The organism is Janibacter sp. CFPM2_SD2, assembly GCF_057364645.1.
This window is the reverse complement of sequence record NZ_JBNFOF010000182.1, coordinates 1-6,189: the sequence shown is the minus strand read 5'-3', so window position 1 is coordinate 6,189 and position 6,189 is coordinate 1. Positions and strand designations below refer to the sequence as shown.

Sequence of the window (6,189 nt, the reverse complement as noted above, 5' to 3'; positions counted from 1 at the left end):
GCGCGGTGGCCGTCGGCGAGCAGGCGTCGCGCGACGACGGCCTCGAGGCCGATCCGGGCCACCGGCCGCGTGAAGGGCAGGACGAAGACGAGACCGACGACGTCGGAGACGAAGCCGGGCAGGGTGAGCAGCAGTCCCCCGACGAAGACGAGCGCGGCGTCCGCGATCTCGCGCGAGGGCATCTGACCGCTGCGCAGCGCCTCGCGCAGCGCCACCCACGTCCGACGCCCCTCGCGCCGGAGGAACCACACGCCGAGGGCCGACAGGAGCACGAAGGCGAGCAGGGTCCACCAGACGCCGACGAGCTGCACGACACCGACGACGGCGGCGATCTCGACGACCAGCCACAGGACGAGGGCCAGCGGGATCCACGCCACCCGACGGCGACGGCGGGGCGATGGGCCGGGCCCCGAGGGACCCGACCCGAAGATCACAACCGGTGCCACGTGGGCTCCCGGTCGACGAGCCGACGCAGCTGCTGGCGACGGTGGGCCACGCCCCAGCCGGTGATCCGGGCCATCGACTCACGCACGACGTCACCGTCCATCTTCGAGTCGCCGATCTCGCGCTCCACGAAGGTGATCGGCACCTCGACGACCCGCAGCCCGGCGCGCACCGTGCGCACCGTCAGGTCGGTCTGGAAGACGTAGCCAGCGCTCTCCACCTCGTCGAGACCGATGGTCCGCAGGGTCTCGGCGCGGTAGACGCGGTAGCCCGCGGTCGCGTCGTTGACCGGCATACCGAGGACGAGCTTGATGTACATGTTGCCGGCCATGGAGATCGCCTTGCGGTCCACCGGCCAGTTGACGATCTTGCCGCCGCGCACGTAGCGCGAGCCGATGACGAGGTCGGCGTCGGCCGCGACCTCGAGCATGCGGGGCAGGTGCTCGGGGCGGTGCGATCCGTCGGCGTCCATCTCGACGATCGCGTCGTAGCCCTGCTCGAGCGCCCACCGGAAGCCCTGCAGGTAGGCCGCGCCCAGGCCCTGCTTGCCCTCGCGGTGGATGACCGAGACCTGCGGGTCTGCGGCGGCCATCGCGTCGGCGACGTCACCGGTGCCGTCCGGGGAGTTGTCGTCGAGCACGACGACGTCGGCGGCCGGGACGGCGCGCCGCAGGCGGTCGACGATCAGGGGCAGGTTGTCGCGCTCGTTGTAGGTCGGGATGAGGACCGCGACCCGCTCGATCGGCGGTCGCTGGGCATGCTGCGTGTCAGGCACCGGTGGTGGCTTCCTCGGTCTGCTCGGTCGGGCTCTGGTCGCTCCGTGGCTCGTCACCGACACTACCCGTCGGTCGTCGGCGCAGGCGCCAGACCACCGCGAGCAGCAGGACGAGGGCACTGCCCCACTCGACCCAGGGGCCGAGGCGGTCGGAGAGCGTCAGCCCGCTGCGCAGGACGACGTCGTCGACGGGCTGGGCGGCGGTGAAGAGCTCGGTAACCGGCGTGGTGCTCCCGTCGGGGTTGACGAAGCCGGAGACCCCGACGGTCGAGACGTGGGCGACGCTCCGGCCGTGCTCGATCGCCCGGATGCGCGAGATCGCGTACTGCTGCGTCGACTCCGCGGTGTAGCCGAAGGTCGCGTTGTTGGTCTGGACGACGAGGAGGCTGGGATCTCCCTTCGCCTCCGCGTCCTTGACCGCCGACCGCATGAGGCCGTCGTAGGCCACCTCGAAGCAGATCGTCGGCACGGCGGAGAAGTCACCCTCGCGGCCGGGGACGGTGAAGGCGGCATTGCGGTCCCCCTTCGCGAAGCCGACGCGCACGAGGTCGACCTTGCTGCTGAAGAGGCGGTAGAAGTCGCGGTGCGGCACGTACTCGGCGAAGGGGACGGGGTGCTGCTTGACGTAGCGCTCCGGCTCCCCTCCCCCGGGCCGGTAGTAGAGCGAGGCATTGGACACCGCCGGGGAGGGCTCGTCGAGAATCGCCCCGACGATGATCGGCACGTCGACCGCCGTGAGCGCGCGCTGCACCTGCTCCGCGGCGTCGGCATTGCGCAGCGGGTCGATGTCGGAGGAGTTCTCCGGCCAGATGACGAGGTCGAGGTCGTCGTGACGCTCCGCGAGGGCCTCGGTGCCGGCCACGTGGTTGTCGAGCACCTTGCGTCGCTCGTCGTTGAAATCCAGTCCCGCCCGTGGGACGTTGCCCTGCACGAGGCCGACGCGTGCCGTGGCCTCACCACCGGTCGGCACCGTCACGACGAAGGCGCCGGCCACGGCGGCGACGGCCAGCCCCAGGGCCACCCACGGCGGGCGGCGGGTGACGACGACGAGGATCAGCGGGACCGCCACGAGAGCCACGGCGAGCGTGATGAGGGGCGCTCCACCGATCGCTGCCCATCGGGCGAAGGGGGTGTCCGCCTGGCTGAAGGCGATGCGGGCCCACGGGAAGCCGCCGTAGGGCAGCGTGCCGCGCACCCACTCCTGCAGTACCCACAGCACGGGGACGAGCAGGGCGGCCGGCAGGAGGCGTCCTCGCCGCACCAACGGGCGCTGCACGGCGGCGAGGACGGCACCCATGCCGGCGACGTAGAGCGACTCGGTGACGGCGAGGGCCATCCAGGGGAAGGTGCCGACGAAGATGCCCGACCAGCTGAGCGTGGGGACGAAGCAGCCCAGCCCCGCGACGAGGCCGAGCAGGGCACCGGCGCGGGGGCTGACATCCCACATGGCGACCCCGACGAGGCCGACGCCGACGATCGCGAGGAGCGCGAGGTCGTGGTCGGGGAAGGACAGCCACAGGCACAGCCCACCGACGAGGGCGAGGAGGAGCCGCAGGGGCAGGCGGGTCGTCACTCCCACGGCGTCGACAGGACGATGGTCGTGCGCGTCGACACGCCGCCCTTGTTGCGGACCGTCGCGAGGAGCTCCTCGAGGTCCTGCGGGGTGCCCACGCGCACCCGGAGCATGTAGTTGGCGTCCCCGGCGACGGAGTAGCACGCGTCGATCTGCGGGATGTCGCGCAGCCGGTCGGGGATGTCGTCGGGCTCGCGGGGATCGAGCGGGGTCACCGAGATGAAGGCCGTCAAGGGCGTGCCGACGGCGGCCGGGTCGACCACCGCGGAGTAGCCGGTGATCACTCCCCGCTCCTCGAGCCGCCGCACCCGCTGGTGCACGGCGGAGGTGGACAGGCCGATGGCCTTGCCCAGGTCGGTGTAGCTCGTGCGCCCGTCCTGGCGCAGGAGCTCGATGATGCGTCGATCCGCCGCTTCCATGCATGAACAATAAGCGAGACCCGTAGGGTCGGAGCATGTCCGACTCGGCGCGCTCCCGCCTGCTCCTGCTCGACTCCGCCTCGCTGTACTTCCGCGCCTTCTACGGCGTGCCCGCTCGCGCCGACGCGCCCTCGGGCATCCCGACCAATGCGGTGGCCGGCTTCCTCGACATGATCGCCACCCTCGTCACCCGCTACCGCCCGACCCACGTCGTCGCCTGCTGGGACGACGACTGGCGCCCGCAGTGGCGCGTCGACGCGATCCCGACCTACAAGGCGCACCGGGTCGCCGATGACCCGGGCGAGGGCGAGGAGGTCCCCGACGAGCTCTCCCCGCAGGTCCCCGTCATCGCCGAGGCGCTCGCGGCCATCGGGATCGCCCGCATCGGCGCGGCCGGCTACGAGGCCGACGACGTCATCGGCACCCTGGCGATGGCCCACCGCGGTCAGATGCCGGTGGACGTCGTCACGGGTGACCGCGACCTCTTCCAGCTCGTCGACGACGCCTCCGCGACCCGGGTCGTCTACACCGCACGCGGCGGAGTGCGCGACCCCGACCTCGTCACCCAGGCATTCCTCGAGGACAAGTACGGCGTCGCCTCAGGTGACGCCTACGCCGACATGGCGGCGCTTCGCGGCGACACGAGCGACGGGCTGCCGGGGGTCAAGGGCATCGGCGACAAGACCGCTGCGACGCTCATCCGCGACTACGGCTCGCTGGCCGGCGTGCGCGAGGCCGTCGCCTCCGGCGACCCCGGGATCAAGGGAGCGCGCCGGGCCAACCTCGAGGCGGCGAGCGACTACCTCGACGTGGCTCCGCTCGTCGTGCGGGTCGCCCACGACGTGCCGATCCCCGACGTCGACCTGCGCCTGCCCGGCGACATCGCCGACCCGGCCGCGATGAGCCGGCTGGCCGTCGACCACGCGCTCACCTCCCCCTTCGACCGGGTGGCGACCGCCCTGCGCGGCTGAGCGCACCCATCCGGGGGCGAAGGGGAGGTCAGTCCAGGCGGTCGGCGGCGACGACCCCGCGCATGACCTTGTCGACGGCGGTGCGGGCCACGCCACGCAGGTGCGGCTCGGGCGCGGCGTCCGCGACCTGGTCGAGCAGGTCGACGACCTGCTTGCACCGGCGCACGAAGTCCCCCGCCGTCAGGTCCGAGCCGGAGAGCACCTCGTCGAGCCGGCGCCCGCTCGCCCACCGGTGCACGGCCCACGCGAGCCCTCCGTCGGGCTCGCCGGTCGGAGGCAGGGCATTGGCCTGCTCGAGGTCCTCGAGCTCGCTCCAGCGGCGCACCATGTCCTGCCACGCGTCCGAGACGTTGTCCGTCGGCATCCGCGGGAAGGGGTCGTCGTCGTGCCGGGGCTCGTGGATGAGCATCGAGACGACGGCGGCCAGCTCGGCCGGGTCGAGCCGCTTCCACGCTCCCCCGCGCAGGCACTCGGCCGCAAGCAGGTCCTTCTCGGTGTAGAGCCGGCGCAGCCGGCCGCCCAGGTCGGTGACGGTCTCGCCGTCCTCGCCGAGATATCCCATCTGGCTCAAGACCACGCAGATCCGCTCGAAGGTCTGCGCCACGGAGTTGGTGCGGTGCTCGACCTTGCGCTGCAGGGCCGAGGTCTCGCGCTTGAGCTTCCACCAGCGGGCAGCCCACCGGGCGTGGTCCTCGCGCTCCGGGCACTGGTGGCAGGGGTGCGACTTCAGCTCGCGGCGCAGCTGCTCGAGGCGCTCGTCCTCCCCCTTCGCACTCTGGACCGCGTGGCTCTGCACGCTCGGCGCGTCCTCGTGCGGTGCCTTGGCCCGCAGGGTCGCGGCGAGGTCGGAGCGCTGCTTGACCGACTTGGGGTTGAAGCCGCGGGGCACCGCCAGCCGGCCGAAGGGGGTGACCGGCCCGTCGAGGTCCGCTGCGGTGAGGCGGCGGATCTGCTTGTGCTCGGTGAGCACGGTCGGCGCGGACAGCTCGCCCTTGTAGGAGCGCGGCGGCGCGACGACGATCGCGATGCCCGAGCGACGGCCGCCGATGCGGATGATGTCGCCGACGGACAGGGCCTCGAGGGAGACGGCGATCTCGGCGCGCCGGTTGGCATTGCGCTTGCGCGAGCTCTCCTTCTCGACGTCGGAGATGCGCCGTCGCAGCGCGGCGTACTCGCGGAAGTCGCCCAGGTGGCAGTGCATGGCCTCGGCATAGGCGTCGAGCGACTCCTGCTGCTCGCGCACCTTCGACGCCAGCCCGACGACCGCCCGGTCGGCCTGGAACTGGGCGAAGGAGGTCTCGAGCACCTCACGGGCTGTCTGGCGGCCCACCTGGGCGACGAGGTTGACGGCCATGTTGTAGGTCGGCCGGAAGCTGGAGCGAAGGGGGTAGGTCCGGGTCGACGCGAGACCGGCGACCGACATCGGGTCGAGCCCACGGGACCACACGACGAGGGCGTGACCCTCGACGTCGATGCCCCTGCGCCCCGCACGGCCGGTCAGCTGCGTGTACTCGGCGGGGGTGATCTCGACGTGCGACTCGCCGTTGAACTTCACGAGCTTCTCCAGCACCACGGTGCGCGCCGGCATGTTGATGCCCAGGGCGAGGGTCTCGGTGGCGAAGACGGCTCGGATGCGACCCGCGGTGAAGAGCTCTTCGACGATCTCGCGGAAGAGCGGCAGCATCCCGGCGTGGTGGGCGGCGAAGCCGCGCGAGATGCCCTCGACGAACTGGTGGTAGCCGAGCACGTCGAGGTCCTCGCCCTCCAGGACGGAGGCGCGCTCCTCGACGGTGCGACGGTTGAGCTCGCCCTCGCGCTCGGAGACCAGGCGCAGGTCGTTGGCCAGGAGCTGACCGACCGCGCCCTCGCACCCGGCCCGGCTGAAGATGAAGGTGATAGCGGGCAGCAGGCCGTCGCGGTCGAGCTCGCGGATGACCTCGGTCCGGGAGGCGGCACCGCCGAAGCGGCCACCTCCCCCACCGCGCGGCCCCTGGCCGCCGCGCCGCC

6 protein-coding genes are annotated in these 6,189 nt (G+C 72.3%); 1 reads left to right on the top strand and 5 read right to left on the bottom strand.

The window, feature by feature from the left end:
- The 4 genes from AC2W7J_RS14535 to AC2W7J_RS14520 form a co-directional block, all read right to left on the bottom strand.
- Positions 1 to 377 (bottom strand): FxsA family protein (locus AC2W7J_RS14535; RefSeq protein ID WP_485983252.1); only part of this gene is annotated, 377 nt, incomplete at its 3' end.
- A 53-nt stretch (positions 378 to 430) separates the two neighbouring features.
- Positions 431 to 1,219, bottom strand: coding sequence for a polyprenol monophosphomannose synthase (locus AC2W7J_RS14530; protein ID WP_485983250.1), 789 nt, complete (start codon positions 1,217 to 1,219; stop codon positions 431 to 433).
- A complete protein-coding gene (lnt, locus tag AC2W7J_RS14525; RefSeq protein WP_485983248.1) occupies positions 1,212 to 2,798 on the bottom strand; it encodes an apolipoprotein N-acyltransferase in 1,587 nt (528 codons plus the stop codon). Before lnt ends, AC2W7J_RS14530 begins: the two co-directional genes overlap by 8 nt.
- On the bottom strand, positions 2,789 to 3,211 hold the full coding sequence (locus tag AC2W7J_RS14520; protein WP_255183421.1) for an Lrp/AsnC family transcriptional regulator: 423 nt from the start codon (positions 3,209 to 3,211) through the stop codon (positions 2,789 to 2,791). The genes lnt and AC2W7J_RS14520 overlap by 10 nt, the downstream gene beginning before the upstream one ends.
- A 35-nt stretch (positions 3,212 to 3,246) precedes the next feature.
- Between AC2W7J_RS14520 and AC2W7J_RS14515 the strand changes: the two genes are divergently transcribed.
- Complete coding sequence (locus AC2W7J_RS14515; protein ID WP_421008298.1) at positions 3,247 to 4,182, top strand: 5'-3' exonuclease; 936 nt, start codon at positions 3,247 to 3,249, stop codon at positions 4,180 to 4,182.
- Positions 4,183 to 4,210: 28 nt separating this feature from the next.
- Here AC2W7J_RS14515 and AC2W7J_RS14510 read toward each other — a convergent pair.
- A partial coding sequence (locus tag AC2W7J_RS14510) for a DEAD/DEAH box helicase (RefSeq protein WP_485983245.1) occupies positions 4,211 to 6,189 on the bottom strand: 1,979 nt, incomplete at its 5' end.